This is a genomic window from Cytobacillus praedii, from assembly GCF_001439605.1.
Taxonomy (GTDB): Bacteria; Bacillota; Bacilli; order Bacillales; family Cytobacillaceae; genus Cytobacillus; species Cytobacillus praedii.
Genome location: NZ_LMBX01000020.1, coordinates 23,334 through 38,260, shown reverse-complemented (window position 1 = coordinate 38,260; position 14,927 = coordinate 23,334). Strand labels below are relative to the sequence as shown.

15 protein-coding genes and 3 riboswitches are annotated in these 14,927 nt (G+C 37.1%); of the genes, 11 read left to right on the top strand and 4 right to left on the bottom strand.

The features are described from left to right. Nucleotides 1–56: 56 nt before the first annotated feature. On the bottom strand, nt 57–542 hold the full coding sequence (locus ASU02_RS18915; RefSeq protein WP_057766498.1) for a QueT transporter family protein: 486 nt from the start codon (nt 540–542) through the stop codon (nt 57–59). An 8-nt stretch (nt 543–550) separates the two neighbouring features. Beyond that, nucleotides 551–595: riboswitch (PreQ1 riboswitch) on the bottom strand. A 151-nt stretch (nt 596–746) separates the two neighbouring features. After that, nucleotides 747–848, top strand: a riboswitch (glycine riboswitch). Between the two features lie 325 nt (nt 849–1,173). On the opposite strand from ASU02_RS18915, the gene ASU02_RS26040 reads away from it, so the two are divergent. The 4 genes from ASU02_RS26040 (at nt 1,174) to ASU02_RS18895 (ending at nt 6,185) form a co-directional block, all read left to right on the top strand. Continuing rightward, nucleotides 1,174–1,317, top strand: a complete 144-nt coding sequence (locus ASU02_RS26040; protein ID WP_131235969.1) for an FbpB family small basic protein — start codon at nt 1,174–1,176, stop codon at nt 1,315–1,317. Nucleotides 1,318–1,648: 331 nt separating this feature from the next. Then, nucleotides 1,649–2,422 (top strand): TerC family protein, encoded by a 774-nt coding sequence (locus ASU02_RS18905; RefSeq protein WP_057766494.1) that lies wholly within the window; start codon nt 1,649–1,651, stop codon nt 2,420–2,422. A gap of 213 nt (nt 2,423–2,635) precedes the next feature. Beyond that, nucleotides 2,636–4,381 (top strand): ABC transporter ATP-binding protein, encoded by a 1,746-nt coding sequence (locus ASU02_RS18900; protein WP_057766585.1) that lies wholly within the window; start codon nt 2,636–2,638, stop codon nt 4,379–4,381. Further along, nucleotides 4,368–6,185 (top strand): ABC transporter ATP-binding protein, encoded by a 1,818-nt coding sequence (locus ASU02_RS18895; protein ID WP_057766583.1) that lies wholly within the window; start codon nt 4,368–4,370, stop codon nt 6,183–6,185. The genes ASU02_RS18900 and ASU02_RS18895 overlap by 14 nt, the downstream gene beginning before the upstream one ends. Nucleotides 6,186–6,384: 199 nt before the next feature. Here ASU02_RS18895 and ASU02_RS18890 read toward each other — a convergent pair whose 3' ends face one another. After that, nucleotides 6,385–7,263 carry a LysR family transcriptional regulator gene (locus ASU02_RS18890; RefSeq protein ID WP_057766492.1) on the bottom strand — a complete coding sequence of 293 codons (879 nt, stop codon included), beginning with the start codon at nt 7,261–7,263 and terminating at the stop codon, nt 6,385–6,387. 114 nt (nt 7,264–7,377) lie between these two features. Here ASU02_RS18890 and ASU02_RS18885 point away from each other — a divergent pair, with 114 nt between their 5' ends. The 5 genes from ASU02_RS18885 (at nt 7,378) to ASU02_RS18865 (ending at nt 11,748) form a co-directional block, all read left to right on the top strand. Beyond that, nucleotides 7,378–8,481: a citrate synthase/methylcitrate synthase gene (locus ASU02_RS18885; protein ID WP_057766490.1), complete on the top strand. Its 1,104-nt coding sequence runs from the start codon at nt 7,378–7,380 to the stop codon at nt 8,479–8,481. A 74-nt stretch (nt 8,482–8,555) separates the two neighbouring features. Next, nucleotides 8,556–9,047 carry a DinB family protein gene (locus ASU02_RS18880; RefSeq protein ID WP_057766488.1) on the top strand — a complete coding sequence of 164 codons (492 nt, stop codon included), beginning with the start codon at nt 8,556–8,558 and terminating at the stop codon, nt 9,045–9,047. Nucleotides 9,048–9,165: 118 nt separating this feature from the next. Continuing rightward, entirely contained in the window at nt 9,166–10,452 is a 1,287-nt protein-coding gene (locus ASU02_RS18875) for a S41 family peptidase (RefSeq protein WP_057766486.1), read from the top strand. Nucleotides 10,453–10,712: 260 nt separating this feature from the next. Then, a complete protein-coding gene (locus ASU02_RS18870) occupies nt 10,713–10,976 on the top strand; it encodes a CD3324 family protein (RefSeq protein WP_053479169.1) in 264 nt (87 codons plus the stop codon). A 133-nt stretch (nt 10,977–11,109) separates the two neighbouring features. Beyond that, entirely contained in the window at nt 11,110–11,748 is a 639-nt protein-coding gene (locus ASU02_RS18865; RefSeq protein WP_057766484.1) for a FusB/FusC family EF-G-binding protein, read from the top strand. A 66-nt stretch (nt 11,749–11,814) separates the two neighbouring features. On the opposite strand, the gene ASU02_RS18860 is transcribed toward ASU02_RS18865, so the two are convergent. Then, nucleotides 11,815–12,741, bottom strand: a complete 927-nt coding sequence (locus ASU02_RS18860; RefSeq protein ID WP_232426297.1) for an MBL fold metallo-hydrolase — start codon at nt 12,739–12,741, stop codon at nt 11,815–11,817. Between the two features lie 188 nt (nt 12,742–12,929). On the opposite strand from ASU02_RS18860, the gene ASU02_RS18855 reads away from it, so the two are divergent. Further along, the gene (locus ASU02_RS18855; RefSeq protein WP_057766480.1) at nt 12,930–13,385 is read left to right on the top strand and encodes a hypothetical protein; all 456 of its coding nucleotides are present in this window, start codon (nt 12,930–12,932) and stop codon (nt 13,383–13,385) included. Nucleotides 13,386–13,406: 21 nt separating this feature from the next. Beyond that, complete coding sequence (locus ASU02_RS18850; protein WP_057766478.1) at nt 13,407–13,838, top strand: hypothetical protein; 432 nt, start codon at nt 13,407–13,409, stop codon at nt 13,836–13,838. Nucleotides 13,839–13,881: 43 nt separating this feature from the next. On the opposite strand, the gene ASU02_RS18845 is transcribed toward ASU02_RS18850, so the two are convergent. Beyond that, a complete protein-coding gene (locus ASU02_RS18845) occupies nt 13,882–14,640 on the bottom strand; it encodes a cyclase family protein (protein WP_057766476.1) in 759 nt (252 codons plus the stop codon). Between the two features lie 98 nt (nt 14,641–14,738). After that, nucleotides 14,739–14,838: riboswitch (SAM riboswitch) on the bottom strand. Between the last annotated feature and the right edge of the window lie 89 nt (nt 14,839–14,927).

Sequence of the window (14,927 nt, the reverse complement as noted above, 5' to 3'; positions counted from 1 at the left end):
TAATAAAAAAATAGCATGTGAAATTCATTAAGATTTCACATGCTATATATTAGATTTTATATTAGTTTCTCAAAATTAACCCGTTTGTTTAATGCATACATTAATGGTATTCCGATGGCCATGACTACAAACTCACCAATGGCAGTTGTGACCCAAGTAAAGCCGAATGGCAACCCGAATGCGAGGTGAAGTTCAAGAGCAATAATCCACATCATACACGTAAAGACGACTGTATTTACAACCATTCGAACCCAGATGTTCTTAATAAAACGGCAGCAAACTATCGTGATTAGTAATGAAAGCAAGGAATGTCCGACCCCAAAAATAAGATCGTACGCTTTCATTGGTGAAAACAACAGGTTTGTTAAAAATACACCTAGAATCATTCCATAAATATATTTTTTATTGAAGACAACTAGATGATTAAACATTTCGGATACCCGAAATTGGACAGCAGTAAATCCAAAGGGCTGGATGAGCATGGAAACAGCAATATATAAAGCTGCTAATATTCCATTACCAACAAGTGTTTTTATATTCATATTCTATTCTCTCCTTAGTTTTTTTCCGTGGGAGGTTCTCGAACCACGTGAGCATTGCTCAAAGATTAAATTTTAAAGCAGAGGAACTTATTTGTCAATTTACTAATTTAGTAGGAATTTGGCCTGTCCTACAAAATACCCTTCCGCTTGACATTTCAGTAAATAAGTATTATTTTAAATATAATGAAAATTCTATATGAGCGGATGACTATTGTGGGAGAGTGCATTACGATAGGCCACCGAAGGGGCAAGTTCCGAAAATACCCTTGGAACAAATCTCTCAGGTAGAAGAACCACAATTAGGACGCATCTCTGGAGAGCTCGTATACATTCGTACGGCACCAAAGGGGACCCATTATTGGGATGAAACTCTCAGGTATAAAGGACAGGGAAGGGTAGAGATTACTACACCTTTTCTGTCCTTTTTTATAGGATAAGAAAGTATAACTATGGAGTTAGAGCATTGTCTAGCACATCGCCTATCAAACTTCAGGTCCACTCCTACGATAAGTCGTGGCCCTTCTGCTTTTGTACGGCGATAACCAAGGCGCTCCCGCTTTTCTTATAGGAAAAGGTTTAGTAATTAAATGAATTTTCCTAACGAATGCAGCATGAGGGAGGAGATGTAGAGATGACTAGAAAAAGAATGACGTTATCCAATCTAATTAGAAATAATAAAGAAGAGCTTTTAAGGGACCGCGAGCAGCTTGAGAAAATTGAAAAACGGATTGATGACAAACATTTGGTAAGAAAAAAGGAAGCTAAGGCAATATAGAGAATGGCTTACATGCTTTCATATAAATTTATTCTGAAGAATAATAATTTTGTTGACAATACGATTGAAAAATGGTTACAATTAATGTAATCAATCAAATAGTAACTCCTAAAGGGGAGTAGCTTTTACAGCAAAGTCGTCATTTCAGAGTGAATAACTCTCGGCTTTGGTGGCAACATATCGTTGTTAGCAAGACCTTTACCAATTTCGGTAAGGGTCTTTATTGTTTTTGAAGCCTTTACCATTGTGGTAAAGGCTTTTTCTGTTTTTTGATGAAGCCTCTTCCACTTACTTATTTGATTCAATATCTACTTGGAAGGATGATGTTTACATGGAACTAGCAATTTTACTAGAATACGGTGGAGTATTGTTATTATTAATTGCACTGGAGGGGCTCTTGGCAGCAGATAATGCATTGGTTTTAGCAATTATGGTTAAACACCTGCCGGAAGCAGAAAGAAGAAAAGCCTTATTTTATGGGCTAGCTGGAGCGTTTGTCTTTCGATTTGGTTCCCTATTTGTTATTTCATTCCTCGTTGATGTTTGGCAGGTTCAAGCGATTGGTGCCCTTTACTTGCTGTTTATTGCCATTAATCATATTTATAGAAAATTGATCATTAAAAAAGGAGAAGAAAAGATAGGGAATGCGAATGGAAAGAAGAGAGCAGGCTTTTGGATGACGGTTTTTAAGGTGGAATTAGCGGATATTGCCTTTGCAGTTGACTCGATCCTTGCAGCGGTTGCTTTAGCAATTGCTCTTCCAGATTCAGGGCTGCCGAATATTGGCGGACTAGATGGCGGAAAGTTTCTAGTCATTTTTGCGGGAGGGTTCATTGGATTAATTATAATGCGCTATGCTGCTAACTTCTTTGTTAAATTACTTCATGCAAGACCTGGTTTGGAAATTGCCGCTTTCCTAATCGTTGGATGGGTAGGGGTGAAATTATTGGTTTATACACTTTCACATCCTGCATTATCAGTGCTGCCAGAAGGCTTCGCAAAATCGCCGGAATGGAAGATTACCTTCTATGCTGTATTAATCTTGATTGCTATTGGCGGCTGGTTTTTATCCAAGAAGAAAAACGGGACATCGGTTGAAGAATAAACATGTTTTGCACAGGCCCCTCTGACTTTCACTGCATAAGGAAAACCGGAAAATGGTATAATCAATTTATATAAAAATACCTTTTTCGGTTATTTTGAAAGATAAGAAAAGTATAACTATGGAGTTATTGTGTTGTCCTTCAGCGTTCGTACAGCGATGATCAAGGCACTTCCGCTTTTCTTATTAAGTGAAATAGATAGGCAGGGGAAATGCATGCAGGCACTAAAAGCATTATTGTCTTATATGAAGCCCTATTGGCTGTTTGCTATATTAGGGCCTTTTTTTATGTTTGTGGAAGTGGCAATGGATTTAATTCAGCCTACTTTAATGCAGCATATTATTGATGATGGGATTGCCAGTAATAACACTGGTTATACAGTGAAAATGGGTCTTTTCATGGTTGGAGCTGCAATCATTGGACTTGCAGGCGGATTGGGGTGCTCAGTATATAGCACGCGGGCTGCTGTCCATTTTGCAACTGATATGAGAAAGGATGTATTTCAAAGGATTGAGCTGTTTTCAAGCAGAAACATTGATGCCTTTGGAACAGGAAAGCTAATAACAATTGTTACTAATGATATTTCCTCTCTGCAAAGAGCGGTTATGATGACGCTGAAAATTTTTGTTAGGGGTCCTCTGCTTTTTGTCGGGAGTATTATTATTGTTTTTTTCACAGCACGGGAGCTATTTCCGATTCTTGCAGCTGTTGTCCCGGTACTCATCCTCGTTATTATTCTTTTTACGAAGAAGTCAGGTGCTTTATTTAAAAAGGTTCAGGAAGCCATTGATAAAGTAAATACCAGATTACAAGAGAACCTGGCCGGCATGAGAGTGGTAAAAGCATTTGGCAGGCAGGCTTTCGAGAAGCAGAAGTTTGCCAATGCGAATAATGAGCTGACAAAAGTAAATATTTCAGCTGAGCAGTTAATTGCTTTGTTAATGCCGATTTTGCTCTTTTTAGTCAATATGGGAATTATTGCAGCCCTTTGGATGGGTGTAATTAAAGTTGATAATGGTTCCATCCAGGTGGGTGTCATTCTTGCATTTATTAACTATTTAAATATTATTTTGAATGGCTTAATGTCGAGCAGCAATGTGCTTATGCAAATTACGAGAGCCTTTCCATCTGCCGAACGGGTTCAGGAGGTGCTTGCTATGGAACTAGACATAGAGGAGCCAAGTGATCCATATGATCCTAGAAAAATAGCTGGGGATGTCGAGTTCCGGCATGTGAGTTACAGTTATAGCAAAAATGGAGAATATGTATTAAAGGATATTTCCTTTCAGGTAAAGAATGGACAAACATTGGGCATTATCGGATCAACAGGAAGCGGAAAATCTACGTTAGCAAAGCTGATTCCAAGACTTTATGATGTGGATAAAGGTAATGTGCTGATTGATGGAAAGAATATTAAAACATATAAGCTGCAAACACTTCGAGAGACAATTGGTGTGGTATCACAAAAGGGAATATTATTCTCTGGAAGTATTGAAGAGAATTTGCACTATGGCAAGGAAAATGCAGCATTAGAAGATTTAAAGCAAGCAGCAGAGAATGCCTGTGCGCGTGAGTTTATAGAGAAACTTGATGAAGGGTATAATCATCTATTAACACAAGGTGCAACGAATCTTTCTGGCGGGCAAAAACAAAGACTCTCTCTTGCAAGGGCATTTATTAGGAAGCCATCTATTTTGATTCTGGATGACTCCACCTCGGCAGTTGATGCAGTCTCAGAGTCTGCAATTCAAAAAGCGTTAAAACAGGAATATGCAGAGTCTACAAAGATTATTGTCTCTTCGAAAATCTCTTCAATAAAAGAAGCAGATCAAATCATCGTTTTAGAGGATGGAGAGGTTGCAGGAAAGGGCACCCATCAGGAACTTCTTGCAACAAATAAGATTTATCAGGAAACTTTTGTTACGCAAGGAGGGGTGCTTGGTGAGTATGCAAAAAGGTAGCACTGCTCAAACGGAGAAATCAATTCGGTTTGGCAATGGCCCTGGCAGAATGAGCGGGCCCATTGTAAAGCCGAAGGACAGAAAAGGAACAATTAAAAGAATTTGGCGCTATATGAAGAAACAAAAGGCAGCAATGTCTTTTGCAATAGTGCTGGTTCTCATTTCAACCGTACTTGGGCTGCTGGGACCGCTTCTAATCGGGGTAATAATTGATCATTATATTATGCCAAAAGATATTAGCGGAACTATCGGAATGGCAGGACTGCTGGCAATTGTTTATTTAGCTGTCTCTCTGTTTACCTGGCTTCAAACATTTATAATGGTTAATGTTTCTCTAAAAACGATTCAAATGCTTAGGCAGGATTTATTTGATCATTTTCAGGCACTTTCATTGAAGTTTTTTGATAAGCGGACATATGGGGAGTTAATGAGCCGAGTGACAAATGATATTGAGAATTTGAATAGTGCTTTGAGCCAAAGTGTCATTCAGATTTTTTCCTCTGTATTGACCGTTGCAGGTGTTATGATTGCGATGTTAATGCTGAACTGGATGCTTGCACTTGTGACACTGCTTGTAATTCCACTGATGTTTTTTGCAACGAATAAAATTATTACATACAGCAGCAGTAATTTTATAAAAAGACAGAGAGATCTGGGAGATATGAATGGGACTGTAGAGGAGTCTATTTCCGGTATTGAAGTCATTACTTTATTCGGAAAAGAAAAGGAAGTCTACAATAAATTTTCTGATGCAAATGAGAGATTGCGAAATTCAGCAATGATGGCGGATATTTCCTCAGGATTTCTTGGACCTGTCAATAACTTTATTAATAATCTTGGACTCGGGATTGTGATTGCTGCAGGTGCACTGATGGCCATTAGCGGGATGACAACGATTGGAGTTCTTGCGTCATTTGTTACATATTCGCGGCAATTTTACAGACCGATCAACCAAATGTCTAACCTAATTAATACGTTTCAATCCGCAATTGCTGGTGCTGAGCGTGTGTTTGAAATTATGGATGAAATTCCTGACCTTAAGGATAGTGAACAGGCGATTGAATCCAGCTCTTTTAAAGGAGAAGTGTCATTCACAGATGTTTCCTTTGGTTATGGAGGTCAAAAAAGAATATTAAAGAATATAAGTTTTGAGGTTAAAGCTGGCCAAACAATTGCCCTAGTCGGTCCAACTGGCTCAGGGAAAACGACGATCATTAATCTTCTGTCTCGCTTTTATGATGTGGACTCTGGTGAAATCTACATTGATGGCCGAAATATCAAAGAATACAAGATTCAGTCTTTGCGTTCAAAAATAGGAATTGTCTTGCAGGATACGTATTTATTCTCGGGGACGATAATGGAAAATATCCGTTTTGGAAGGCTTGAAGCTACGGACGAAGAAGTGATTCACGCGGCAAAGCTAGCGTCAGCTCATGGGTTTATTAAGCATTTGCCTGCTCACTATGAAACTAGAATCGAATCCGGCGGAACAAATTTAAGTCAGGGGCAAAAGCAGCTTATCGCGATTGCAAGAGCGATTCTAGCAGATTCGGATATTCTAATATTAGATGAAGCAACTTCGAGTATTGATACTCGGACAGAAATCGAAATTCAAAAAGGCATTAATACTCTTACAAAAGGAAAAACTAGCTTTATTATCGCCCACCGGTTAAAAACGATAGAGAATGCAGATATGATTCTCGTTATCCGTGAAGGTGAGATTGTGGAGAAGGGCAGCCATGAGGAGTTATTGGCCGTGCAAGGATTTTATTATGATATGTACAAACTTCAGTTCGAAAACTAAAGAGAAGAGGGACTGTTCTTCAATGAAGAGCGGTCCTTTTTTGTGGATTGACCGGAAAATTAGTGAATTTGACCGGAAAAATGAAAATCTGACCGGAATATGAAAGGAAGTGACCGGATAAATCAAAATTTGACCGAAATAAGGGTGAAAGCGATGGAATAAAACAGAAAAAAGAAATATAGGTTCATATTTGACCGACCTAAAGCCGATAATTCATTAAAAACCTCATAAATTCCTTTTGCATGGAGTGATTATACTTCATAATCGCATAGGTATGGGCTTCTGGCTGTGTAATCGTGCTGCAGGGAACTTCCAGCAGCCACCCTTCGATTAATTCACGTCTGACTGTTGAGATGGGCAAGAAGGAGACGCCTAATCCTTCTATTATAAATCTTTTAGTAATATGAATTTGTGAAACCTTCATCATTTTCACGGATGGGAAATTGTATTTTACTTCACGGCTTAGCGCTTCCCAATAGACCGGATGATTGTCTGTTAGCAGATAATTTTTCATCAGCACTTCTTCTTCATCTAATGGTGGAGCAGATTCCGCATCCAAGCCATCATGCTGTGCAATTAATTTTACTTCGTCTTTATACAAAACTTCACAATATAATTCTGGATTCGTGCTATGAAGACAAGAGAGGCCAATATCAATGTCATCATTTTGTACGGCTTTTTCAATATCCAGGGATTCAAGTACCTTCACTGAAATTTCTACATGAGGATGGATAGTCATATATTTTTTCAGAACAAACGGAAGGATGGTATCAGCGATCAATGGCGAGATAGCGAGTGATAGCTTTGAAGTATACCCCTGACTAAAGGATTGCAAATCCTCTACTCCCTTTTGATAAATCTCCATCAATTTTTCCGCGTGTGGAATGTATCTCCTTCCCTCCTCTGTTAATTTCATTTTTCTGCCTTCCCTTTCAAATAATTGAACACCTAATTCCTTCTCGAGATTTTGAATATGTACGGTAACGGAAGGCTGTGAGATATATAAAAATTCTGCTGTTCTTCTAAAATTCCCAGTTTTAGCGGCGACTAAAAAAGTATTGATCCAGCTAAACTCCAAGTATTATCCCTCCATACAATTAATAAAATAAATCAAAATATTTAAAAACATTTAATTTTTTTAATTATATTTATTTTATATAATTTACCTAAATAAGGAAAGGGGAAATGAAAAATGATCCATTACGGTTTAAAAGGTGTAATTGCAGCTGAAACAAAGATTAGCCATGTGGACGGAGAAAAGGGACAGCTGATTTACCGCGGATATGAAATTGGGGAGATCACGGAAACCTATTCCTTTGAGGAAACAGCTTATCTTCTGTGGAACGTGAAGTTCCCTACAAATAGGCAGCTAAGTGAATTGAAAGCTTCATTAATAGATAATCGGGAACTTCCTAGTTATATGATTGACTTAATTAGGAGCTTACCCGATGAAATGAATATGATGAGTGTTTTAAGAACGGTAATATCTGCTGAAGGAAGAAGGAATTATGGCTGGAAGCCGACCATTGAACAGGCAATAAGAATCACTGCTATGACACCAACAATCATTGCCTATCGAAAAAGACATCTAGAAGGAAAAACATTTATCTCGCCGAAGCCTGAACTAAACCATGTAGAAAACTATCTTTACATGCTAAATGGAGAAGTTCCTCTGAAAGCACATGTTAATGGACTGGAAACATATATGATCCTAACGATGGAGCATGGGATGAATGCCTCTACGTTCTCTGCAAGAGTGACGGCATCTACTGAGTCTGATTTAGTTTCAGCGATTACCTCTGCAATTGGAACGATGAAAGGACCTCTTCATGGAGGTGCACCCTCTGAAGTAATTACTCTGTTAAATGAAGTGCATGAACAGGGTGATGCAGAAAAGGTTATTAGAAATAAATTAAACCGTGGGGAAAAGCTGATGGGATTTGGACACCGGATTTATAAAACAGTTGATCCTAGATCTGTTGCTTTGAAATCGAAGCTCCTGGCGTTTTCAGGTGAAGATGAGTGGCTTGATCTCTCAATGAAAGTAGAAAAGCTGGGCGTGCAAATTCTTGAAGAGGTAAAGCCAGGCAGGTCACTTTATACAAATGTAGAGTTTTATGCAGCTGCGATTATGAAAGCTGTTCAGATGGAAAAGGAATTATTCACCCCAACCTTCACGGCCAGCCGAATAGTCGGATGGAGTGCACATATTTTAGAACAAGCAGAAAACAATGTTATCTTTCGTCCGCAATCGAAATATATTGGTCCAGTTAATAAGAAAGAAGAGTCAATATAAGTGTCGAAGAGAACCTACTTATGATAAAATTTGTCTTGTATATTTAGAATTTTTAGACAAGTAGGAGGTATTTCATGCAAGCATTGTTTCAGTATAATTGGTTGATAAGGGAAGATTGGTATCAATGGTGTGAAGACGTTGCTGAGGAGGAGCTTCTTTTAGCCCGAACGGGTGGGGTAGGAGGAATTTTGCATACACTTTTTCACATCATCGATGTTGAATGGAGCTGGATTCGTCTTCTTCAAGGCAAGCCTGATTTTCAGGAAAGCTTTGAAGAGCATAACAGTTTGCAAAAGGTAAGAGGGCTTGATGCAAAATTCCGCGTTGAAGTAGAAGAATTTGTGAGAAATTGGGATGTAGGCATGGAAAGCAATCTCCTCCATGATTCTTTTCCAGATGGGCGAACGGAAATTTTTACCTGGGGTGAAGTGATGCGTCATGTTATAGCTCACGAAATTCATCATATCGGCCAAATTTCTGTCTGGGCGAGAGAAATCGGGAAGAAACCAATCTCTGCAAACTTTATTAGAAGAGGAATTATCCCTTTGCCTGAACAAAATAAATAATAATAATATTGAATCGACTGTTGAGGATAAACAGTCGATTTTTTGTCATATAAGTTCGAAAATTGTGTTATATAGACTTGTTATACTTGGTAATATATGTATTTAAGGGGTGGGCGCGGTGAAAATAGAAAGGAAGCGAAATAAGAGTAGAATGGCTGCAGGAATAGGTGTGTTATTCTTTCTTATTTTTTTTAGCTGGTATATTTGGGGGCAACAGGAAGCAAATCCAGTTGTGATGCTAGAGCCAGATGAAATGCAGGAGGACTTTCAATTTTTAATAGATGAAATGCTAGCAAAGCATCCCGATCCTTCAAGGAAAATGACAAAGGAAGTTTGGGATAAGCGGATTGCTGAAATAAAAAGTGAACTGGATTCTGAAAAAAGCACAACAGATTTTTATTTTATTCTTCAAGAATTTGTTGCGGAAATGGAAGATGCTCATACAGGTCTTGTGATGTTAGACGAACGAAGAAGACTGCCATTACTTCTTGATTGGACGGAAGAGGGGTGGACAGTTTTAGAGAGTGGATATGGTGTTGAAAAAGGGGATCTCATTGTCCGCATAGGCGGAATGGAAGTTGAAGAAATTGTTAAGGATTTAGGAAGATTCGTTTCGGCGGAGAACCCCTACTGGAAAAAGTTTCGTGCGAATTATTTTATTAAAGATGAATATTATTTGAAGAAGCTGTCGTTGGTTAAAAACAACCAAGTAGTAGTAACTGTAGAAAATATACAAGGAGAAAAAAGGAAGGTAAGAATTCCCCTTGTAAAGAAAGAGGTAGCAGATTCGCAAATGACCGATGCAGAGGATAACTGGTATAGTTGGTATAAACGGTTCAACGATTCAAATACATTTGGCTGGTCTATAGACCACGAAAATGATATTGGATACTATTATTTACATACCTGTGATGATACAAGGGAGTACCGGAAAAGTGTAAGTCTCTTTTTTAAAGAAGTTAAAAGGGATGGGATAGGGAATATTGTTATTGATTTACGGCAAAATCCAGGGGGGGATTCTGCAGTTATTGTTGCCTTTATAAATCGTATACAACCTTCAAGCATTAATAATTACTCGAATTTTACAGGAAACACTTATGTGCTTATTAGTAATCATACTTTTAGTTCGGCTAATATGTTTGCGAGTGTCATACAAGAAAATAATATCGGTATACTCGTTGGTGAGCCTACCGGAAATTCCCCTTTTGCATTCGGAGAGGTGATCAGTGGAGTGCTTCCGAATAGTAAGATAAATTTATCATTATCAACAAAAGAATATATCCTTTCCAAAACCTACAAAGATGCGATTTATCCAGATTATTTAGTCCCTAAAACAAGGGAATCAATTATTTCAAATAAAGATATTCAGTTAGAGAAAGTAATTGAACTTATTAAGGAAAAGTAGGCAGAGAAAATTGAATCAAATGTTCCATTAGCCATGAAGAGCGTTCTTTTATTATAATGGGATTAAAAGTAATTTTAGGAGGTGATCGAATTGGCGATAAGAAGGCCAGATTCTGCAGCATCTCATGCAAAGCCTAGTTTTGGAAAGGCGATACTTTGCATGGGGTAGACTTTGAATTTAAAAATCGCCCAAGTACGCTTTTCTAATTCATTTGGCTTTGCACCTTATTTTGAAAAAAATAAATGAGGGGCTAACCAGAAATGAAAAATGTAAAAGCAAACGCAATTTTACCGGAAAGTTTAATTATAGAAATACAAAAATATATACAAGGTGAGACGATTTATATCCCGAAAAAGAAAGCATCCCATCGCAAATGGGGGACGCGGTCTGGTACGAGAAAGGCAATTGATGAAAGAAATTCTGCTATAAGAACTGCGTTTAAAGGTGGAATAACCATTGATCAATTAGCTGAAGAATATTATCTCTCATCCGAAACGATCAAAAAAATCGTATATTCTAAATAAAGCACTGATCACCTTTTGATCAGTGCTTTTTCATATGGTGATTTTATTTCTTAACCAATTTTTCCATTGAATGCATGACGTGTACCTTATAAAGTTAAATGGAAATAGGTTTTTGAACAGGAGTGAAAAAAGAATGGAGCCCTTCATTAGAAGTGATCAATTTAACTATATTAAAAATCAACTGCAAATACTCATTAATGGATATACATCCGTCAATGATAAAGAGGTACTCGAGGCATTGAAAACCCTCACTGATGAAAAGATTATCCATTTGTTCGATGATCTGAGTGAAAAGCAAAGACAAGTATTCAATCCGATTGTTGAAATTAGAGAGAAAGAGCAAGCAGAGGCATTTTTATCGCAATTAAAGCAGTATGTTATTCCTTTTAAAAAAATAAGCGAACAGTCAATAAAAAAGTTATTTCCAAAGGCGAAGAAGTTAAAAGTTCCTCCATTCGATCAGATAGATAGACATGAAATATCTTATTTTGGCTGGAATGATACAGGATCAAATAAAAAGTATATCGTAGTTGAGCAAAACGAGAAATTAGTTGGACTTCATGGTTCTTTCAAAAATATTAGCAAAAAAGGCATATGCACAATTTGTCATGGTCATGAAGAATTAGGCATGTTTATCATGGAAACGAAAGGATCGGTGCAAGGAACATTTATAAAAAGAGGAAATTATATTTGCCAAGATAGTCAAAAATGCAATCAAAATATAAAATCGCTAGACAAATTAGAGGATTTTATTAAATGCATGAAAGGATAAACAAGTTAAATGATTCTTTCGTTTACTAGTAAAATAGTGTCTTTTTGTGATTAAAACAAGGGAACTTCACAATATAGGAGTTCCCTTGTTTAATAAAGCCTCTGCTATTTTTATATTTTGCTGAAAAACCTCTGATGAACCCCAATCTTTATACTTAGCAGGAATATTAATCTCTTCAATCGGGTGATTTCCTTCTACAATGGCAGTTAAATCAGATAGGTAATGGGTGACTTTTGAGATATCCTCTTTTGTACCTATTGAACCATGTCCTGGTACTGCCACATCAATTTCCATAAGCATTACTTTTTTTAAAATAGTTGCCCAATGCTCAAGATTTGATTCCTCAAAAAAAGTAGGGTGACAATCAACAAATAATAAATCCCCCATAAATATTACCTTTTCATCTGGAATGTATAGCATGGCATCACATAAAGAATGTCCCCCGCCTAATGTGAAAAGTGTTGCACTTTGTTTTTTTCCGTGGAAGGTCATTTTGTCAATAAATGTTTGGTTTGGTAATACTAATTCCAGAGTTGGCAAAGAACTTTTTAGCTCGCTTAAGAAATTGATTTGATATTGTAATTGAGCATCGGTATTTTGAACTAGCTGGTCTTTTAATGATTGGATATAATTTGTTAATCCATTCATATCATTTTTCTGTGCAGCAATCCTTGAAGGGTGAACATCTTTGATTTTTGTGTATGTTGATTCACTTGATATGATCATCCGATCCTTAAATGTTTGGTTCCCTCTTATATGGTCACCATGCCAATGACTATTAATTACCCATGTAACAGGGTGATTTGTGATTGATTCCGCAAGGAGCTTTAAATCTTGTGATGCTTGTTGTGTGTTAAAAGTATCAAAAACAATCACTTTTTCTCCTAAATCCACAAACCCTGCATTTGCTGCAGCCCCTCCGCCTTCTTTTGCTATTGCTGCATAAATACTATTACTCACCTTTTCAAGTTTAAAGTGTTTGCTTTGGAACATTCCATTCACCTCTATTCCATCTTTTTCAATATAGACTATATGTGAGATAACAAATAATTTGTGATATAGGATCAACTTTTTATTATTCTATATATTCTGACGATAATAGTTTAACATGGGTTGTTTTTTTGTTAATAAGTAACTTTGTTTGGAAAAAATCGTCTATTTTCTAAACAGGAGGAACTGATATGAAAAAATGTATATTTATTACTTTTACCTTTCTGCTTGTTACCTTGATAGGCTGCTCGAATGGTAATTTAACTTCTTCAAAACCCCCGGAAGTGTTCATTGAAATCGCCAATGAGAAATATGAAACAAAATTAGGCACATATTGCTGGGGGAATACTTGTGTAGATTCTGCTGGTCCAGTAGAAATGTTAGAGGGGAAAGTGCCGGTTAAAGTAAAACCTGGTGAAAAAGTCAAATTTTTAATGGATTACGAACCATTGCCAAACAGTGTTTATCTCTTGCAAATAAATGAGGAAAAGAAAGAACAGGAAGTTTTAGTTGAGGATCATGGGTTTACAGCACCTGCACAAAAGGGGCTATATTATTATTCCTACGGCGTATGGTGGATGGATGAAAAGCAAGAAAATGTATCCAATGGCGATGCTTTTTATGCTTTTGCTTTAGAGGTGGAATAGGCCAGGAAAGGGGAAATCTATTTGCGAAAAATCATCTTACTTCTATTTTGTTTCTCTTTTACAAGTCAGTGGTCTGTTCAAGCACTTGACTGGGCGTATCCTTTCGTTGTTTGGAAAGGAAATGTATATGAAGTAACTGATGAAATGGTATCTGATATCGGAGACATCATAGGAAAAGTGAGAAGAGGCACGAACGATATGACTGGAGAATATTTTGGGGATGCATCAAATGCGTATCCAAAAGGCACGAAGTATTATGAGGTTATAGGCATTTCCCCAAAAATAGCAATTGCAGTTGAAGTAGGAGAAAACGAATGGCAAAAGGCTATCTTTGTTCATAAAGCACCTAATCATTGGATGGAAAATGTCATTATTGTTTTGTTCTTTGTTGTCTTGATTGTTGTAGCGATTATAGTTATGCTTCGAATAAATAATAAGAAAAAGATACCTTAAAGGGCAATGCAAATCAGCAGCATTGCCCTGTTACAATTTCCGCTTATGGCAAGATTGCGAAGGACCTAACAGGAAATCCAGAGGCTTTTTCCGGTTTTGGGACAATATTAAAGATGACTGCTCCTTTAGCAGGTACTTTATCTAAGTTTGTTAATAATTCAATTTGATACGTATCCTGCTCAAGAATATAATATTCAGCTAAAAGTTTTCCGTTTCTTTGAAAGTCTATGCTTGAATCAGTATCGAACGTTTCATGGCCAATGGCTTTTATTTTTCTTTCCTCTATTAAGAACCGGAGTGCATCAACTGACCATCCAGGGGCGTGGTTTTGGCCTTCAATGTCTTTATTTTCAAATGCTTCTTTATCCGTCCATCGCTTGCTCCAATCCGTTCTCAGGGCAACAAATGACCCTTCATCAATTCTCCCGTACACCTTTTCAAATTCATAAATATCATTAACAGTTAAAGTAAAGTCATTATTTAAAGCAGCTTCCCTTGATCGGTCAATGACAACAAGCGGCAAAACTAATTCCTTTAATCCTAATTCATCTAGATACCTTGTATTCCGGACGAAATGAATCGGTGCATCTATATGTGTGCCATATTGTCCAGCAAATTTAAAGCTTTGTGCGAAAAAACCATCATCATGATTAAATAATGTCTGAAATTCAGCCGAATCAAAAGCAGAAAAATGCGGTGAGCCAGGACCGAATGTATGGGTTAAATCAACCCATGTTTTTTCCTTTAATAGTTGAATGGCATGAAGTAATTCGTTTGATACTTTCGTTAACTCATTTGACATAAAGATCACCTCATTAGAATTAGTTTAGGGGGCTCTTATTAAAAAATAAAAACCCCTTCTATAAACAAGAAGAGGTCTGGCATTCACGCTTTCGGCTCTTCTTATCTTCAAGCATAACGCTTCTGGAATTAGCACAGTACATGATTGTCTGTTGCTGAGGTATCAATGGGCCAGTCCCTCCACCTCTCTGGATAAGAAAAATTGCATATTTAATTTATTTATAACTACCCTACATTTAATGATTGGAAAAGTCAAGATAAAAAGTAGAATTTTTCAAATAGATATAA